At 71.1% G+C, this 13,801-nt stretch carries 15 protein-coding genes; 8 read left to right on the top strand and 7 right to left on the bottom strand.

Translation table 11 applies throughout. The annotated features are described in order from the left end of the window. The first annotated feature begins 179 nt into the window (after positions 1 to 179). From IG84_RS0122260 to IG84_RS0122230, 7 genes are all read left to right on the top strand, one after another. Complete coding sequence (locus IG84_RS0122260) at positions 180 to 779, top strand: 2-oxo-4-hydroxy-4-carboxy-5-ureidoimidazoline decarboxylase (RefSeq protein ID WP_382467368.1); 600 nt, start codon at positions 180 to 182, stop codon at positions 777 to 779. A gap of 192 nt (positions 780 to 971) precedes the next feature. Next, positions 972 to 1,352: a succinate dehydrogenase, cytochrome b556 subunit gene (gene sdhC, locus IG84_RS0122255; protein ID WP_030254126.1), complete on the top strand. Its 381-nt coding sequence runs from the start codon at positions 972 to 974 to the stop codon at positions 1,350 to 1,352. A gap of 9 nt (positions 1,353 to 1,361) precedes the next feature. After that, positions 1,362 to 1,832 (top strand): succinate dehydrogenase hydrophobic membrane anchor subunit, encoded by a 471-nt coding sequence (locus tag IG84_RS0122250; protein ID WP_031060017.1) that lies wholly within the window; start codon positions 1,362 to 1,364, stop codon positions 1,830 to 1,832. Positions 1,833 to 1,852: 20 nt separating this feature from the next. Further along, the gene (sdhA, locus tag IG84_RS0122245) at positions 1,853 to 3,607 is read left to right on the top strand and encodes a succinate dehydrogenase flavoprotein subunit (RefSeq protein ID WP_031060012.1); all 1,755 of its coding nucleotides are present in this window, start codon (positions 1,853 to 1,855) and stop codon (positions 3,605 to 3,607) included. Beyond that, positions 3,607 to 4,383, top strand: coding sequence for a succinate dehydrogenase iron-sulfur subunit (locus IG84_RS0122240; RefSeq protein WP_031060010.1), 777 nt, complete (start codon positions 3,607 to 3,609; stop codon positions 4,381 to 4,383). Before sdhA ends, IG84_RS0122240 begins: the two co-directional genes overlap by 1 nt. A 223-nt stretch (positions 4,384 to 4,606) precedes the next feature. Continuing rightward, positions 4,607 to 5,419 carry an alpha/beta fold hydrolase gene (locus IG84_RS0122235; protein ID WP_031060006.1) on the top strand — a complete coding sequence of 271 codons (813 nt, stop codon included), beginning with the start codon at positions 4,607 to 4,609 and terminating at the stop codon, positions 5,417 to 5,419. Positions 5,420 to 5,489: 70 nt separating this feature from the next. After that, positions 5,490 to 6,176 carry a TetR/AcrR family transcriptional regulator gene (locus tag IG84_RS0122230; protein WP_051862218.1) on the top strand — a complete coding sequence of 229 codons (687 nt, stop codon included), beginning with the start codon at positions 5,490 to 5,492 and terminating at the stop codon, positions 6,174 to 6,176. Between the two features lie 46 nt (positions 6,177 to 6,222). Here IG84_RS0122230 and IG84_RS0122225 read toward each other — a convergent pair whose 3' ends face one another. The 3 genes from IG84_RS0122225 to IG84_RS0122215 all read right to left on the bottom strand — a co-directional run bounded on the left by IG84_RS0122225 (position 6,223) and on the right by IG84_RS0122215 (position 8,374). Next, positions 6,223 to 6,738, bottom strand: a complete 516-nt coding sequence (locus tag IG84_RS0122225) for an FBP domain-containing protein (protein ID WP_031060003.1) — start codon at positions 6,736 to 6,738, stop codon at positions 6,223 to 6,225. 77 nt (positions 6,739 to 6,815) lie between these two features. Continuing rightward, entirely contained in the window at positions 6,816 to 8,105 is a 1,290-nt protein-coding gene (locus IG84_RS0122220; RefSeq protein ID WP_031060000.1) for a metallophosphoesterase, read from the bottom strand. Beyond that, positions 8,102 to 8,374: an SCO4848 family membrane protein gene (locus IG84_RS0122215; RefSeq protein WP_031059996.1), complete on the bottom strand. Its 273-nt coding sequence runs from the start codon at positions 8,372 to 8,374 to the stop codon at positions 8,102 to 8,104. Before IG84_RS0122215 ends, IG84_RS0122220 begins: the two co-directional genes overlap by 4 nt. A 100-nt stretch (positions 8,375 to 8,474) precedes the next feature. Here IG84_RS0122215 and IG84_RS0122210 point away from each other — a divergent pair, with 100 nt between their 5' ends. After that, positions 8,475 to 9,755, top strand: a complete 1,281-nt coding sequence (locus IG84_RS0122210; protein WP_342668459.1) for a D-alanyl-D-alanine carboxypeptidase family protein — start codon at positions 8,475 to 8,477, stop codon at positions 9,753 to 9,755. 27 nt (positions 9,756 to 9,782) lie between these two features. On the opposite strand, the gene IG84_RS0122205 is transcribed toward IG84_RS0122210, so the two are convergent. The 4 genes from IG84_RS0122205 to IG84_RS0122190 form a co-directional block, all read right to left on the bottom strand. Beyond that, positions 9,783 to 10,694, bottom strand: coding sequence for a YihY/virulence factor BrkB family protein (locus tag IG84_RS0122205; RefSeq protein ID WP_051862216.1), 912 nt, complete (start codon positions 10,692 to 10,694; stop codon positions 9,783 to 9,785). A 99-nt stretch (positions 10,695 to 10,793) separates the two neighbouring features. Continuing rightward, positions 10,794 to 11,375 carry a 2'-5' RNA ligase family protein gene (locus tag IG84_RS0122200; RefSeq protein WP_031059987.1) on the bottom strand — a complete coding sequence of 194 codons (582 nt, stop codon included), beginning with the start codon at positions 11,373 to 11,375 and terminating at the stop codon, positions 10,794 to 10,796. An 89-nt stretch (positions 11,376 to 11,464) separates the two neighbouring features. Further along, positions 11,465 to 12,478 (bottom strand): tryptophan--tRNA ligase, encoded by a 1,014-nt coding sequence (trpS, locus tag IG84_RS0122195; RefSeq protein ID WP_031059984.1) that lies wholly within the window; start codon positions 12,476 to 12,478, stop codon positions 11,465 to 11,467. Between the two features lie 128 nt (positions 12,479 to 12,606). Then, positions 12,607 to 13,791 (bottom strand): glutathionylspermidine synthase family protein, encoded by a 1,185-nt coding sequence (locus IG84_RS0122190; RefSeq protein ID WP_031059981.1) that lies wholly within the window; start codon positions 13,789 to 13,791, stop codon positions 12,607 to 12,609. Positions 13,792 to 13,801: the final 10 nt, after the last annotated feature.

Here is a 13,801-nt window from a genome sequence, read left to right as displayed (position 1 = left end):
GCGCATCCGTCAGACAGAAGACGGCTTGCGTCGTTACGGTGACGTCGCATTTGCCCGCCCGTCACCCGACCTCCACCCCCGGAAGACGGTGCGAGCGCCGACAGTCCCTCCTTCCCCGGGGCCCTCGCCGCCCCCGACGGAGTCGCCCCGGTCCCGCGCCCCGCGCGCGTAGTCCCCTGTTGCCCGAGGAGATCACGCTGACCAGCGAGCCCCCGGCCGCCCCGCCGACCACGCTGCACGCTCCCCGCTCCGGCATACCTTCGCAAACGTGCCGGCCGTGGCGAGCGCTGCCCGGCGACGCGCCCGGGCTCGACCGTCTCAATTCGGCCGCCGACGACATCGCCGAGGCCGCACTGCTGGCCTGCTGCGGCAGCCACCGCTGGGCCCGCCGGATCGCCGCGCACCGCCCGTATCCCGACCTGGAAGCGCTGCTCGCCGCCGCCGACGAGGCCAGCTACGACCTCAGCCCGGGCGATCTCACCGAGGCGCTCGCCGGGGAGTCCCTCTCCCCGCAGCCGCTCGCGGGCGCCCGTGGCCGCGGCACCCTCGCGGCGCACACCGCGCTGCGCGCCGCGCACGCCGAGTACGAGCGCCGCTTCCGGCACGCCTTCGTGATCTGCCTGGACGGGCTGCGCGACGACGAGCTGCTGGACTGTGTGCTGAGCGGGATCAGGGACCGGCTGGGACACGAGCCGGACGAGGAGCGCGCCATCGCCGCCGACGAGCTGCGCCGGATCGCGCGGGGGCGCCTCGCCCACCTTGCGGCCGAAAGTCCGTGACATTCGCTTTCCTCCCTGTCCGTTAGCCCGTCCGATCGCCCGTCCGTGCTTGTTTGATCACACCTGAGGACCCCGGCGGGAGGAACCGACAAGTCGTCGCTACGATGGCCAGGGCCGGTGGACCGTACCCGGCCGGGCCAGACCGACAGTGAAGCCGGCAGGCCCCAGTCCCCGCTCCCGGAGGGTTTTTCCGTGCCGGCTGGAACGCTGTATCGCGGCCGGGAAGGTATGTGGTCCTGGGTGGCTCATCGAGTCACCGGCGTCCTCATTTTCTTCTTCCTGTTCGTGCACGTGCTCGACACCGCTCTCGTTCGTGTCTCCCCGGAGGCCTACGACGACGTCGTCGCCACGTACAAGACGCCTCTCGTCAACGTGATGGAGTACGGCCTCGTGGCCGCCATCCTCTTCCACGCGCTCAACGGCCTGCGCGTCGTGGCCGTGGACTTCTGGTCCAAGGGCACGAAGTACCAGAAGCAGCTGCTGTGGACCGTTGTCGGCGTGTGGGCCGTCCTGATGGCCGGCGCCTTCTACCCCGTGCTGCAGCACACCCTGCGCACGCTGTTCGGGAGCTGATGAAGCGCGATGTCCTCTGCTGAGACGACTCCTGTGAACGACTCCGTGTCCCTGTACGACGTGGACAACCCGGCTCCCGTCATCGAGCCGCCCCGCGCCCGTACCAAGAAGACCCCGCGGTCGACCCGGACCAACTTCGAGCTGTACGGCTGGCTGTTCATGCGGCTGTCCGGCATCGTGCTGGTCGTCCTGGTCCTCGGCCACCTGCTCCTCCAGCTCGTGCTGGACGGCGGCGTGAGCAAGATCGGCTTCGCCTTCGTGGCCGGTCGCTGGGCCTCGCCGTTCTGGCAGGCATGGGACCTGATCATGCTGTGGCTGGCGATGCTGCACGGCGCCAACGGCCTGCGTACGGTCATCAACGACTACGCGCAGCGGGACAACACCCGCTTCTGGCTGAAGATGCTGCTGTACGCCGCCACGGTGTTCACCGTCCTTCTGGGCACGCTGGTGATCTTCACCTTCGACCCGAACATCCGCTAACGCCGGGGCTGACTGGAACAATGAAGATCCACAAGTACGACACCGTCATCGTCGGCGCGGGTGGCGCCGGTATGCGCGCGGCCATCGAGTCGACCAAGCGCAGCCGCACCGCCGTCCTGACGAAGCTCTACCCGACCCGCTCCCACACCGGCGCAGCGCAGGGCGGCATGGCCGCCGCCCTCGCGAACGTCGAGGAGGACAACTGGGAGTGGCACACCTTCGACACGATCAAGGGCGGCGACTACCTGGTCGACCAGGACGCCGCCGAGATCCTCGCGAAGGAGGCCATCGACTCCGTCCTCGACCTGGAGAAGATGGGCCTGCCGTTCAACCGCACCCCGAACGGCACGATCGACCAGCGCCGCTTCGGCGGTCACTCCCGTAACCACGGTGAGGCCCCGGTCCGCCGGTCCTGCTACGCCTCGGACCGCACCGGCCACATGATCCTCCAGACGCTGTACCAGAACTGCGTCAAGGAGGGCGTGGAGTTCTTCAACGAGTTCTACGTCCTGGACCTGCTGCTGAACGAGGTCGACGGGGTCAAGAAGTCCGCCGGTGTCGTCGCCTACGAGCTGGCGACCGGCGAGATCCACGTCTTCCAGGCGAAGTCGATCATCTTCGCGTCCGGCGGCACCGGCAAGTTCTTCAAGGTGACCTCCAACGCGCACACCCTGACCGGTGACGGCCAGGCCGCCGCCTGGCGCCGCGGGCTGCCGCTGGAGGACATGGAGTTCTTCCAGTTCCACCCGACCGGCATCTGGCGGATGGGCATCCTGCTGACGGAGGGCGCCCGTGGTGAGGGCGGCATCCTCCGCAACAAGGACGGCGAGCGCTTCATGGAGAAGTACGCACCGGTCATGAAGGACCTCGCCTCGCGTGACGTCGTCTCGCGCTCCATCTACACGGAGATCCGCGAGGGCCGCGGCTGCGGTCCCGAGGGCGACCACGTCTACCTCGACCTCACGCACCTCCCGCCGGAGCAGCTCGACGCCAAGCTGCCCGACATCACCGAGTTCGCGCGGACCTACCTCGGCATCGAGCCCTACACGGACCCGATCCCGATCCAGCCGACCGCGCACTACGCCATGGGCGGCATCCCGACCAACGTCGAGGGCGAGGTGCTGGCCGACAACACCACCGTCGTGCCGGGCCTGTACGCCGCCGGCGAGGTCGCCTGTGTCTCCGTGCACGGCGCCAACCGCCTCGGCACCAACTCGCTGCTCGACATCAACGTGTTCGGCCGCCGCGCGGGCATCGCCGCCGCGGAGTACGCGCACAAGAGCGAGTTCGTCGAGCTGCCCGAGGACCCGGCGAAGCAGGTCCAGGAGCAGGTCGAGCGGCTGCGCGACTCGAACGGCACGGAGAGCGTGACCAAGCTCCGTACCGAGCTGCAGGAGTGCATGGACGCCAACGTGATGGTGTTCCGCACCGAGCAGACGATCAAGACCGCGGTCGAGAAGATCGGCGAGCTGCGCGAGCGGTACCTGAACGTCTCCGTCCAGGACAAGGGCAAGCGCTTCAACACCGACCTGCTGGAGGCCATCGAGCTGGGCAACCTGCTCGACCTGGCCGAGGTCATGGCGGTCTCCGCGCTGGCCCGCAAGGAGTCCCGCGGCGGTCACTACCGCGAGGACTACCCGAACCGCGACGACGTCAACTTCATGCGGCACACCATGGCGTACCGCGAGGTCGGCGCAGACGGCAAGGAGTCGATCCGCCTCGACTACAAGCCGGTCGTCCAGACCCGCTACCAGCCGATGGAGCGTAAGTACTGATGAGCACCCCCACGCTTGACAAGCACTCGGCGGCGCTGGACGCGGCCGAGAGCACCGCACTCCAGAAGATCACCGTCACCTTCCGCATCCGCCGGTTCAACCCGGAGGTCTCGGACGAGGCGAAGTGGCAGGACTTCCAGCTGGAGCTGGACCCGAAGGAGCGCGTGCTCGACGGGCTGCACAAGATCAAGTGGGAGCAGGACGGCACCCTGACCTTCCGCCGGTCCTGCGCGCACGGCATCTGCGGCTCCGACGCCATGCGGATCAACGGCAAGAACCGGCTGGCCTGCAAGACGCTGATCAAGGACATCAACCCTGAGAAGCCGATCACGGTCGAGGCCATCAAGGGCCTGACGGTCCTGAAGGACCTGGTCGTGGACATGGAGCCGTTCTTCCAGGCGTACCGCGACGTGATGCCCTTCCTGATCACGAAGGACACCAACGAGCCGACCCGCGAGCGGCTGCAGACCGCCGAGGACCGCGAGCGCTTCGACGACACCACCAAGTGCATCCTGTGCGCCGCGTGCACGACCTCGTGCCCGGTGTTCTGGAACGACGGCCAGTACTTCGGCCCGGCGGCGATCGTCAACGCGCACCGCTTCATCTTCGACTCGCGCGACGAGGCCGGTGAGCAGCGCCTGGAGATCCTGAACGACAAGGACGGCGTCTGGCGCTGCCGTACGACCTTCAACTGCACGGACGCCTGCCCGCGCGGTATCGAGGTCACGAAGGCGATCCAGGAAGTGAAGCGCGCGCTGATCACCCGGCGCTTCTGATTTTGGCCTGAACAGCGCGAAGGCCCCGTCCCGGTACGAACACCGGGACGGGGCCTTCGCAGCGAGTACCTCAGCCATTAATTGAGGAACCCCTGCGGCGAGCAACCCACTCCGCGAGAGCGGCGGCGGTTTAGCCGCAAAGGAAGGGCCCCTGTCCGGATTTCGTACCGGGCAGGGGCCCTTCGCGTAGGTTCGCCCGCCGTGCCGGGGAATGCTCATTCGTATGAGGAACGACACCGCCCCCCTTTCCCCGCACCGGCCCCTGCCTCCGCTCTCCGCCACCGTCACCGGTTCCGGCCCGGGCATCGTCCTGGCCCACGGCGCCACCGGCAGCATCGACGACAACTACGCCCGCCTCTTACCGGCGCTCGCCGCCGGCCACACCGTCGTCGCCCCCGACTACCCCGGCTCGGGCCGCACCCCGCGCGCGGCCGGGCCGCTCACCCTGGACGGCCTCACCGACGCGGTCGTCGACGGCGCGGTCGCCGCGGGCCTGGAGACCTTCACCCTGGTCGGGTACTCGCTCGGTGCGGCCGTCGCGGTGCGCACCGCCACCCGCTACCCGCAGCACGTCAGCGGCCTCGTGCTGACCGCGGGGCTGGCCGTCCCGGACCGCCGCACCGACCTCTGGCTCGCGCTCTGGCAGCGCCTGCTGGCGCAGGACGACTACACGGCCCTGGCGCTGGCCCGTACGCTCAGCGGCTGGTCCCCCGGCCGCCTCCGGGACCTGCCGCACGACGACCTGGACGCGCTGCTGGACCCCTGCCCGGAGCTGGTGCCCGACGGCTCGGCGGACCAGGCAGCTCTCGTACGGTCCCTGGACGTCCGCGCCGACCTGCCGGGGATCGCCGTCCCGACGCTCGTCATCGCCACCCTCCACGACCAGCTCGTCGACCCCGCGCACTCCCGCTACCTGGCCGACCACATCCCCGGTGCGCAGTACGCCGAACTCGCCGCCGGCCATGTGCCGATGCACGAGTGCCCCGAGGAGTGGGAGCGGCTGATCACCGGCTTCCTCGCCGCGCACGGCCTCTAGGGGCCCCTGAGAGGCGTCCGGTGGGCCCCTGCGGTCCCCCGCGTCCCGGCCGCTCGCTTAGGGTCGGGGCGTGGACGACGCGAAGCAGGTATCCCGGGGAGAGCAGACGCGGGCGCTGATTCTGGCCACCGCGATGCGGCTCTTCGAGGAACGCGGGTACGACCGGACGACGATGCGGGCCATCGCCCAGGAGGCGGGCGTCTCCACCGGCAACGCGTACTACTACTTCGCCTCCAAGGAACACCTGGTCCAGGGGTTCTACGACCGGATCGCGGCGGAGCACGCGGCGGCCGCCCGCGCGGTGCTCGCCACCGAGACCGGGCTGGCCGAGCGGATCCGCGGGGTGCTGCTGGCGTGGCTGGACGTGGCGGCGCCGTACCACCGGTTCGCCACCCAGTTCTTCAAGAACGCCGCCGACCCCGACAGCCCGCTCAGCCCCTTCTCCGAGGAATCCCGGGGCCCCCGCGAGGCCGCCGTCGCGCTGCACCGCGAGGTGCTCGCGGGCGCGGGCGTGAAGGCCGCGCCGGAGCTGGCGGACCAGCTCCCGCGGCTGCTGTGGCTGCACCAGATGGGCCTGGTGCTGTTCTGGGTGTACGACCGGTCGCCGGACTGCGCCCGGTCGCGGGCGCTGGCCGCCCGTACGGCGCCGCTGATCGCCCGCGCGGTCGCCGCGTCCCGCTACCGCGTCCTGCGGCCCCTGGTGCGCGAACTGACCGATCTGCTGGACGACTTCCTCACGCCCGGCCGCCGCCGGTGACCGTGCCATCGGCGACCTGACCGCCGATGGCACGGTCGTCGGTGACCTAGCCCGCCGTGACCTTGCCGTCCGTGACCTTGTCCAGGAAGGCGTCGAGGTTGGCGGTCATCCGGGCGACCTTCTCCTCGACGCTGAGCTGCTCCTCATAGCGCGCGGCGAGATCGGGCCGCTTCTTGCCGCGGAGGTACAGCGGGCAGGCCAGGTCGGCGCAGACGTACGCGCCGACGGTGTTGCCCTGGCGGCCCGCCGCGCCGGCCCGGGGCGCGGCGAGCAGGCTCACGCCCGAACCGCCGTGCCCGGTCAGGCAGAAGGAGCAGACCGTGGTCTTGGTGAAGGTGCGGCGGACGTTCGTGGGGCGGCGCAGCGTGACGCCGAGCGGGCCGTCCGCGCGCGGTACGACGAGATAGGCGCGGTCGGGCGCCTGCGGGTCACGCCAGCCGAGGAAGTCCAGGTCGGGCCAGGGCAGTTCGGCGAGCCCGGCGGGGAGGTTCAGCCGACGGGCCTCGCCCTTCGAACAGTTCACGAAAGAGGCGCGGATGTCGGTTTCTGCCAGCGGGTCCATGATTCCGAAAGCTAACAGGCGGTACGGGCGGGCGTCGCCCGATTTTTTCCTGCGCGCGCGGGCTCCCCGCGCGCGCGTCATGCCTGCCGGGAGGCCAGTTGGACGATGGTGACGTCCGGCGGGGCGCCGACGCGGACCGGCGGGCCCCACGCGCCCGCGCCGCGGCTGACGTAGAGCTGGGTGTCGCCGTAGCGGTCCAGGCCCGCGACGGTGGGGTTGGCGGCCGCGGCGACCAGGTTGCCGGGCCAGAGCTGGCCGCCGTGGGTGTGCCCGGAGAGCTGCAGGTCGACGCCGTGCCGTACCGCCTCGTGGATCATCACCGGCTGGTGGGCGAGCAGCACGGAGGCGCGGGCCGGGTCGCGGTCGCCCAGTGCGCGGTCGTAGTCGGGGCCGTCGGCGTAGTTCTCGCCGGAGATGTCGTTGACGCCGGCGAGGTCGAAGCCGGACAGCTCCACGCGGGCGTTCTCCAGCGGGTGGACGCCCAGTTCGCGTACCTGGTCGACCCACTGCTGCGCGCCGGAGAAGTACTCGTGGTTGCCGGTGACGAAGTACGCGCCGTGCCGGGCGGTCAGCGCGCGCAGCGGCTCGGCGGCCGGGCCCAGGTCCGCCACGCTGCCGTCGACGAGGTCGCCGACGATCGCGATCAGGTCGGGGTTGGCGCGGTTGACGGTGTCCACGATCCGCCGGGTGTGCGCGCGGCCCAGGACCGGGCCGAGGTGGATGTCGCTGACGACGGCGACGCGGAAGCCGTGCGCGGCGCGCGGCAGCTTGGCGAGCGGCACCGTCACCCGCTTCAGGCGCGGCCCGCTGAGCACGCTGTACGTGCCGTACCCGACGGTCGCGGCGGCGGCTGCCGACGCCCCGACGGCCACCGAGCGGGCGACGAAGAGGCGCCGGGAGGGAGCGGCGGGCGCAGGGGCGGGAGGCGCGCTCGCGACGGCCGTGTCGCCGCCCGCGCCCGCGTCTGCGCCCGCGTCGCCGCCCGCGTCTGCGCCCGCGGGGACCGGCTCCGGCTCGCGTATCTGCTCTCGTACCGGCTCCGGCACCGTCTCGCGCACCCGCACCGCCCGCAGCCACACCACGCGGACCACCTCGCCCGCCAGCAGGGCGAGCGTGAGGTAGAGCACCAGGGCGAGCCACAGGTAGCCCGGCCAGGCGAAGAGCTGCTGGAGGCGGAACGGCGCGCCCGCGCGAGGCGCGACCAGGGCGCCGACGGTGAGCAGCGGCAGCACGACGGCGAGCACGGTGCCGGTCCGGCGCGCGCCGCTGCCGGGAGAAGTCGTGTCGCGGACCAGGCGGCGCCACAGGTACCCGTGCACCGCGCCGAGCAGCGCGAAGATCGCCGCGACGACCAGAAGGAAGATCACGTACCGGACGTCTCGCTCGCCGGGACCGCGGTCTCGCGCCGCAGGGCCCGTACCCCACGGAACCCGATCACCCCGATTGCCGTCCCCAAGAGAAAGGACGTCACGGCGAGCGCCAGATGCACCCAGAAATAGGCAGTCGGGTCACCTGCGTCATCGAAGGCGAGACCACTTCCGTCCTTGACCAGATTCTTGACGAAAGTGATCCAGATGAACCAGCTCCAGACCCCGAAGGCGAGCAGGAACCAGGAGACGGGGCGCGAGAGCTTCATGCCTTCCAGTATGAGCGGCGGGTCCGTAGGACTGTCGTCAGGGGCCGCGTCGTGCGGGGTGACGGCGGCCGCGCCGGGCACGGCGGGTACGTTCACCGTCGTGCCGACGATCACGCCCTCCCCCGCCCCGTCCCCCGCCCGCCGCCGCGCCGCCCGCAGGACCGCGGCCGCCGCCCTGGTGTGCGCCGCGCTGACCGCGCCGCTGGCCGTGGCCGCGCCCGCTCACGCCGACGACGTGAAGCCGACGAAGTCGAAGGCGCCCGCGCCGCCCGCCGCGATGTCCGCCGTCGGCGGCGACCTGCTGGCGAAGCCCGGCACGCAGGTCCGGCTGAAGGACGGCGCACCGAAGCTGCCCAAGGGCCTCTCCGCGCGCTCCTGGATCGTCTCCGACCCGGAGTCCGGGGACGTGCTCGCCGCGCACAACGCGCACTGGCCGCTGCCGCCCGCCTCCACGCTGAAGATGCTCTTCGCCGACACCCTGCTGCCGAAGTTCCCCAAGACCGAGCAGCACAAGGTCGAGCCCGAGGACCTGGAGGGCATGGGCGAGGGCAGCAGCCTGGTGGGCATAAAGGAGCACCAGACCTACTCCGTCCACGACCTGTGGCTGGGCGTCTTCCTGCGCTCCGGCAACGACGCGGTGCACACCCTGGCCTCGATGAACCACGGCGTCGAGCAGACCGTCCGCGACATGCAGGCGCACGCGGACGAGCTGAACGCGCACGACACGCACGTCGTCACCCCGGACGGCTATGACGCGAAGGGGCAGGTCTCCAGCGCGTACGACCTGAGCCTGTTCGCCCGCTCCGGGCTGCAGAACGCGGACTTCCGGGAGTACTGCTCGACGGCGTACGCGCAGTTCCCGGGCGAGGCGAAGAAGGGCAAGAAGCGCCCGGCCTTCGGCATACAGAACACCAATCGGCTGCTGACCGGCGCGTTCGGCATGAAGCCGTACAAGGGCATCGCGGGCGTGAAGAACGGCAACACCACGAACGCGGGCTCGACCTTCACCGGCGTCGCGCAGCGCGGCGACAAGGTCCTCCTCGTCACGGTCATGAACCCGGCCAAGAAGGACCTGAACGAGGTCTACAAGGAGACCGCCGCGCTGTTCGACTGGGGGTTCGCGGCGCGGGACGAGGTCGAGCCGGTGGGGCGGCTGGTCGGCCCGAAGAGCGAGGAGGGCGACGCCGGCAAGCACAGCGCCGGCAAGCCGCACGGCAAGAGCGCGGCGCACCTCGCCGCTACGGAGAGCGACGGCAGCCGGAGCGGCGCGTGGGCCGCGCTGGGGATCGCGGGCGGCGCGCTGATCGTCCTCGGCGGCGTGGCCTTCGCGGTGCACCGCCGCTGGCCGCTGCCGGAGCTGGTACGGCGCCGCGGCCGCTGAGCCGGTCCCTGACGGGCGGGGAGGGCGTCAGGCGGCGTCCTCCGCCGCTCCCGCGGACGGCGGCGCCGCCGGCACCTCCACCGGCTCGTCGGCCGGCTCCTGGGTGGCCGTCCAGGCCGCGCAGAAGACCAGCAGCTTCGCGGTGAAGTTGATCCACAGCAGCAGCGCGATCGGGGTGCCGAACGCGCCGTACATGCTCTTCGCCGCGACGCCCTGCAGATAGCCGCTGAGCGCGTACTTCAGTACCTCGAAGCCGACCGCGCCGATCAGCGCCGCGACGGCCACGGCGCGCCGTGGCGGCTCCGCGCCGGGGAGCTGGGTCAGGACGTACGCCAGCAGCAGGAAGTCGGCGAGCACGGCGATCAGGAAGCCCGCGAGTGTCAGCAGGACGCTGCCCGCGCCGTCCTCGGGGATGCCGATGGCCCCCGCCACCCGGCCCACCGCCGCCGAGGCGAACGCCGAGCAGGCCAGTGAGACCACCGCCACCCCGCCCAGGCCCAGCAGCAGCGCGCCGTCCTTGGCCTTGGCGACGAAGAAGTTGCCGTCCTCGTCGTCGGTCTCCCAGACGGCGCGCAGGCAGTCCCGCAGCGACTGGACCCAGCCCACGCCCGTAAAGAGCAGCGCGGCACCGGCGATCACCCCGACCGTGCCCGCGTTGTCCACCAGCGCCCCGACGTCGAGCTGCCCGGCGATGCCGGGGACCTGCTCGGTGAGCTGGTGCTGGAACTGGCGGAGCTGCGCGTCGGTGAGCGTCGCGGCGCCGATCGCCGCCGAGACCGTGAGCAGCGGGAAGAGCGCCACGAAGCTGGTGAAGGTGAGGGCGGCGGCCAGCCGGGTCCAGTGCACGCGGTCCATCCGCTGGTACGCCCGCCACAGGTGGGTGCGCATCAGCCACACCACCGCGGGTCCGATCAGCGGCAGCCTGGTCAGCCACTCCATGAGCCGCGGGTACCCCTTCCCGAGCCGTTGTCCCCCATCCGGCGGAACACTAGCCTCCGGATGGCCGCGTACGGCGCAGACGCGCCAGCGCGCGGCGGGTCAGCGGGAGGGGGCCGGCGGCCGGGTGAGGTCGGCCTGCCGCGGGACGCCGCCGACCGGTGCGCCGAAAGGGTAATTGCGCTCCAGCCGCCACACGCCGTCGGCGCCCTGCTGGTACAGCGCGAAACCGCCTATCGTCCAGGCGGCCTCGAAGTCCGCCAGCTCCCGCTGGGCCCGGTCCATCGCCTCCTCGGACGTGCCGTGCGCGACGGTGACGTGCGGGTGGTACGGGAACTGCAGCTCGCGGGCGCACGGCCCGGACGCGGCGCGGATGCGCTCCTGCAGGGCCGTGCAGCCCGCCTTGCCGTCGACGAGCTTGACGAAGACGACGGGCGAGAGCGGCCGGAAGGTGTCGGTGCCCTTCAGACGCAGCGTGAAGGGCCGGAACTCCGACGCCACCTCGGCGAGGTACTCCTCGATCCGCGGCAGGTCCGCCGGGTCGGCCTCGGTGGGCGGGAGGAGGGTGACGTGGGTGGGGATGGCGTGCGCGGCCGGGTCCCCGAAGCGCGCGCGCTGCTCCTGGAGGAAGCGGCCGTACGGCTCCGGGACCGCGATCGAAACGCCGAGCGTTACGGTCCCCACTGCGTTCTCCTCACCTGAAACGGATGGTGTCCCCGGATGCCAGTGTGCCGGGTGCGCCGCCGTTACGGCGAGCGCATCCGGGCGGGCGCTCAGTGCTTGGCCGGCAGGAAGCCGATCCGGTCGTACGTGGCGGCCAGCGTCTCGGCGGACACCGCGCGGGCCTTCTCGGCGCCCTTGGCCAGGACAGAGTCCAGCGTCTCGGGGTCGTCGAGGTATTCCTTCGTACGGTCCCGGAAGGGTGTGACGAAGTCGACCATCACCTCGGCGAGGTCGGTCTTGAGCGCGCCGTACATCTTGCCCTCGTAGTCCTTCTCGAGCTGCGGGATGTCCGTGCCGGTGAGGGTGGAGAGGATCGTCAGCAGGTTGGACACGCCCGGCTTGGCCTCGCGGTCGAAGCGGATCACCGTGTCCGTGTCGGTCACCGCGCTCTTGATCTTCTTGGCCGTGACCTTGGGCTCGTCGAGCAGGTCGATGATGCCCTTCGGCGAGGACGCCGACTTGCTCATCTTGATCAGCGGGTCCTGAAGATCCTGGATCTTCGCGGTCTCCTTCACGATGTACGGGTTCGGAATCGTGAAGGTGTCACCGAAGCGCTGGTTGAAGCGGTCCGCGAGGTCGCGGGTCAGCTCCAGGTGCTGGCGCTGGTCCTCGCCGACCGGGACCTGGTCGGCCTGGTACAGCAGGATGTCCGCGACCATCAGCACGGGATACGTGAAGAGGCCGACCGTCGTGCGGTCCTGGCCCTGCTTGGCCGACTTGTCCTTGAACTGGGTCATGCGGGACGCCTCGCCGAAGCCCGTGATGCAGTTCAGCACCCAGGCGAGCTGCGCGTGCTCGGGGACGTGGCTCTGGACGAAGAGGGTGCAGCGCTCCGGGTCCAGCCCGGCCGCGAGAAGCTGGGCGGCCGCCACGCGGGTGTTCGCGCGCAGCTCCTTCGGGTCCTGCGGCACGGTGATCGCGTGCTGGTCCACGACCATGTAAAAGGCGTCGTGGGACTCCTGGAGCGCTACCCACTGGCGGACGGCGCCGAGGTAGTTGCCGAGGTGGAAGGAGCCGGCGGTGGGCTGGATACCGGAGAGCACACGCGGACGATCGAGAGCCATGGCACTTATTCTCTCAGGTCCGCGGGGCGTCCTGGCCGCCGGTGGGAATACCGATAGGTAGGACAAGCCCCGGGGCCGACTACGCGACGTGCCCGCCCGGTGACGGTGCGGGCCGCGGGGCCGCGCTCCTACAGGATCACATGCGGCAGGAAGCGCGCGTACTCGTCCGTGATCAGCCCGGCGGACTCCCGGATCCCGAGCCCGGCCGCCTCGTCCTCGACGACCCAGGCACCGAGGACGACGTGGTTGCCGTCGAAGTCGGGAAGCGGGGCCAGTTCCTGGTAGCAGCAGGGTTCGTCGCGTACCACCGGCTCGGCGCCGGCCCGGTGGACCGTGACGCCGGCCCCCTCCCGGCCGAGCAGCGGCTTGGCGACGTACCCCGCCGCGTCCGCGAGTTCGCGCGGGCCGTCCAGGTACGCCGGGAGGAGGTTCGGATGGCCCGGGTACAGCTCCCAGAGGATCGCGAGCAGCGCCTTGTTGGACAGCAGCATCTTCCACGCGGGCTCGATCCACAGCGTGGTACCGGTGCCGCCGCCGTTGTCGAGCGTGTCCAGGACGTGCGGACCGAACCGGTCGGTGGCCAGCCACTCCCACGGGTACAGCTTGAAGCAGGCCCGCATGAACTTCAGCCGCTGGTCGACGAAGCGGCCGGCGAGGCGGTCCCAGCCGATGTCCTCCACGGAGATCGCGACGGTCTCCAGCCCGGCCTGCTGCGCGGTCTCCATGAGGTACGCGACGGTCATCAGGTCCTCGCCCAGCTCGTCCCCCGCGGAGTGCGCGAAGTGCAGCGGCGCGCCGGGCGGCAGCAGCTTCGCCTGCCGCCGCCATGCCTCGACCAGCCGCTCGTGGAGCGAGTTCCACTGGTCGGCGCCGGGGAACCGGTCCTCCATCCAGAACCACTGCGGACTCGCCGCCTCGACCAGCGAGGTGGGCGTGTCGGCGTTGTACTCCAGCATCTTCGCCGGCCCGGTGCCGTCGTAGTGCAGATCGAACCGGCCGTAAAGGGAGGGCAGTTCGTCCCTGCGCCGCCACGCCTCGGCGATCAGGCCGGCCAGCCGCGGGTCATCGATGCCGAGATCGGCGAAGCGGTCGTGCTCGACGATGTGCGCCGCCGCGGCCAGGCACATGCCGTGCAGTTCCTCGACGACCTCCTCCAGCGCCTCGACCTCGGGCAGCGTGAAGGAGTAGTACGCGCTCTCGTCCCAGTACGGGCGCAGCGAGCCGTCCGGGTACCGGGTCAGCGGGTAGATCAGGCCCTGTGCCTCGACGGTCTGCTGCCAGCCGGGGCGGGGCTCGATGGTGTGCCGTTCCATGCCGCCGCGC

The sequence above is a fragment of the Streptomyces ochraceiscleroticus genome, assembly GCF_000720485.1.
Taxonomy (GTDB): Bacteria; Actinomycetota; Actinomycetes; order Streptomycetales; family Streptomycetaceae; genus Streptomyces; species Streptomyces ochraceiscleroticus.
The sequence above is the reverse complement of the archived record's forward strand: the minus strand, read 5'-3'. Positions and strand labels throughout refer to the sequence as shown.

What these genes read in the sequence shown, in the direction of transcription:
- IG84_RS0122250 (WP_031060017.1), top strand. Translation starts at nt 1,362, where the DNA reads ATGTCCTCTGCTGAGACGACTCCTGTGAACGACTCCGTGTCCCTGTAC.
- sdhA (WP_031060012.1), top strand. Translation starts at nt 1,853, where the DNA reads ATGAAGATCCACAAGTACGACACCGTCATCGTCGGCGCGGGTGGCGCC.
- IG84_RS0122240 (WP_031060010.1), top strand. Translation starts at nt 3,607, where the DNA reads ATGAGCACCCCCACGCTTGACAAGCACTCGGCGGCGCTGGACGCGGCC.
- IG84_RS0122235 (WP_031060006.1), top strand. Translation starts at nt 4,607, where the DNA reads ATGAGGAACGACACCGCCCCCCTTTCCCCGCACCGGCCCCTGCCTCCG.
- IG84_RS0122225 (WP_031060003.1), bottom strand. Translation starts at nt 6,738, where the DNA reads ATGGACCCGCTGGCAGAAACCGACATCCGCGCCTCTTTCGTGAACTGT.
- IG84_RS0122215 (WP_031059996.1), bottom strand. Translation starts at nt 8,374, where the DNA reads ATGAAGCTCTCGCGCCCCGTCTCCTGGTTCCTGCTCGCCTTCGGGGTC.
- IG84_RS0122205 (WP_051862216.1), bottom strand. Translation starts at nt 10,694, where the DNA reads ATGGAGTGGCTGACCAGGCTGCCGCTGATCGGACCCGCGGTGGTGTGG.
- trpS (WP_031059984.1), bottom strand. Translation starts at nt 12,478, where the DNA reads ATGGCTCTCGATCGTCCGCGTGTGCTCTCCGGTATCCAGCCCACCGCC.
- IG84_RS0122190 (WP_031059981.1), bottom strand. Translation starts at nt 13,791, where the DNA reads ATGGAACGGCACACCATCGAGCCCCGCCCCGGCTGGCAGCAGACCGTC.